This window comes from Nocardioides sp. (assembly GCF_041600255.1).
GTDB lineage: Bacteria > Actinomycetota > Actinomycetes > Propionibacteriales > Nocardioidaceae > Nocardioides.
Genome location: NZ_JBFIKK010000231.1, coordinates 1 through 2,496, shown reverse-complemented (window position 1 = coordinate 2,496; position 2,496 = coordinate 1). Strand labels below are relative to the sequence as shown.

Below are 2,496 nucleotides of genomic sequence, written 5' to 3'. Positions count from 1 at the left end.
TCAAACTCTCCGTTGAAAAACAACACCCCAACCACACCAAAGGCACGATTGAGGAAAAAGAGATGCCCTGGCAAGAACAAAACATCTGACAAATTTGCCAGAATCATTGTCTTACCAAAAGAATCGAATCCTGCACCACCTGCTCCAAAGAGCAGACAACACAGAAGACGAGGCATAACAAACTAATTCGTCGACTATGACACACTGTTGAGTTCTCAAGAATCAGACGCGCACCGTCCTGGATCCTTGCGGACCAGCGGCGGGGCAACCTGCAGAAACTTACCGGTTCCGATCGGCCGAGTCAACTCGGCTTCTTCATCCTCGGTGTCGCGGCGTGCGGCAACCCGTTCGTTCGGCCTCTCGGCCTTGGAGGGGGAGCCGCTCGGTGCGACAAGAAGAACGTTAACAGCACCCCACGCCGAGCACAAAACGGGGGGTCGATCCGGGGTCGACGGGGGCCGTTCCACGCTCAGCGAGGCTGGTTCGGCGGTGTCAGTCGCTTGGCCGGGCGGTACGCCGAGACCGTCGACTCCCCCGTGATCCAGAACCGCCAGGGTCGATCAGGCGCTCCCCGAAGTCCCACCCGCGGACCGGTCGAGACGGCGCCCGCGGCCGTCGGCTCGTCCAGCTCGAGGAGGACCGGTCCGGCGAGCAGGTCCACTCCCCCGTGCTCGAGGGTGATGCCGAGCGCCTGGCACAACCGTGCCGGACCTCGAGCCAGGTCTCGTTCGGTGGAGGAGCCCCGCCTGCTGCGCGCGACGTCGTGGCCCTCCACGATCTCGCCGGCCCGCAGCAGCACGGCGCTCGCCGTACCGGGCAGTCCGGTGACCACGTTGGCGCACACGTGCATGCCGTAGCTGAAGTACGTGTACAGGTGGCCGGCCGGCCCGAACATCACCTCGTTGCGAGGCGTCCGGGAGCGGTAGGCATGGGAGCCCGGGTCGTCGGCACCGGCGTACGCCTCCACCTCGGTCAGCCGGACGGCCACCTCGCCGTGGCGCACCACGGCACCGAGCAGGCGCGGGGCCACGTCGAGCGGTGACCCGGCGAGCAGGTCCCGGAGCTCAGCCGAGGCGGCCACGGTGCGCGGCGACCGCATCGGTCAGCTCGATGAGCTGCTCACGGACCCGCACCGGAGCGGTCCCGCCCCGGCCGTCGCGGGAGGCGACCGATCCTTCCGCGGACAGCACCTCGCGGACGCCGGGCGTCAGGTGCGGGGAGATCTCGGCGAACTGCTCGTCGGTGAGGTCCCCCAGCTCGAGATCGAGCTCCTCGCAGCGCTGGACACACGCACCGGCGAGCTCGTGGGCCAACCGGAACGGGACACCCTCGCGGACCAGCCACTCGGCGACATCGGTGGCCAGCGAGAAGCCCTGCGGAGCCAGCTCCGCCATCCGGGCAGCGTTGAAGCCCAGGGTGGCGACCATCCCGGTGAACGCCGGCAGCAGCACCTCGAGGGTGTCGACGGAGTCGAACACCGGCTCCTTGTCCTCCTGCAGGTCCCGGTTGTACGCCAACGGCAGCGCCTTCAACGTGGCCAGCAGCCCGCTCAGGTTGCCCACCAACCGACCGGCCTTGCCGCGGGCCAGCTCGGCGATGTCGGGGTTCTTCTTCTGCGGCATGATGCTCGACCCGGTCGACCAGGAGTCGTGCAGCCGGACGAAGTCGAACTCCCGGGTCGCCCAGAGGATGACCTCCTCGGCCAGCCGGCTGACGTCGACGCCGATCATCGCGGTCACGAAGGCGAACTCCGCGACGAAGTCACGCGCCGCGGTGCCGTCGATGGAGTTGGCGCTGGAGCCGGTGAAGCCGAGCTCGCTCGCCACCGCGGTCGGGTCGAGCCCGAGGCTCTGGCCCGCCAGCGCGCCCGAACCGTACGGCGACTCGGCGGCCACCCGCTCGTCCCAGTCCCGGAGCCGGGCCACGTCGCGCAGCAACGGCCAGGCGTGCGCCATCAGGTGGTGCGAGAGCAGCACCGGCTGTGCGTGCTGGAGGTGGGTGCGCCCCGGCATGATCACGTCGAGGTGGTCGCGGGCCTGGGTCGCCAGGGCGTCCACCAGGTCGAGGACCTGCCCGGCGATCACCCGCGCGTGGTCGCGCAGGAAGACCTTGAACAGCGTGGCCACCTGGTCGTTGCGGCTGCGGCCCGCCCGCAGCCGGCCACCGACCTCAGGACCGACCTCGAGCAGCAGCAGCCGCTCCAGCGCGCCGTGCACGTCCTCGTCGGACGGGTCCGGGCGCAGCTCGCCGGCGGCGTACCTGCGGGCGAGCTCGTCGAGTCCGCGGTGCAGCTCGGCCAGGTCGGCATCGCTGAGCAGCCCGGCGGCATGCAGCACGTTCGCGTGCGCGTGCGAGCCCGCCAGGTCGTACGGCGTGAGCCGCCAGTCGAAGTGCGTGGAGCGCGAGAGCGCCTCCAGCTCCGGGGACGGGCCTGCGGCGAAGCGGCCGCCCCACAGCTTGCCCTCGTTGGTGGTGCCCTCGTTGGTGCTGCCCTCG

The 2,496-nt window shown here is 69.4% G+C and carries 2 protein-coding genes; both read right to left on the bottom strand.

Translation table 11 applies throughout. The features are described 5' to 3' along the window. Positions 1 to 469: 469 nt before the first annotated feature. Positions 470 to 1,081, bottom strand: a complete 612-nt coding sequence (locus ABZE72_RS16635; protein WP_372730150.1) for a DNA-3-methyladenine glycosylase — start codon at positions 1,079 to 1,081, stop codon at positions 470 to 472. After that, on the bottom strand, positions 1,065 to 2,456 hold the full coding sequence (gene argH / locus ABZE72_RS16630; protein ID WP_372730151.1) for an argininosuccinate lyase: 1,392 nt from the start codon (positions 2,454 to 2,456) through the stop codon (positions 1,065 to 1,067). The genes ABZE72_RS16635 and argH overlap by 17 nt, the downstream gene beginning before the upstream one ends. Positions 2,457 to 2,496 lie beyond the last annotated feature (40 nt).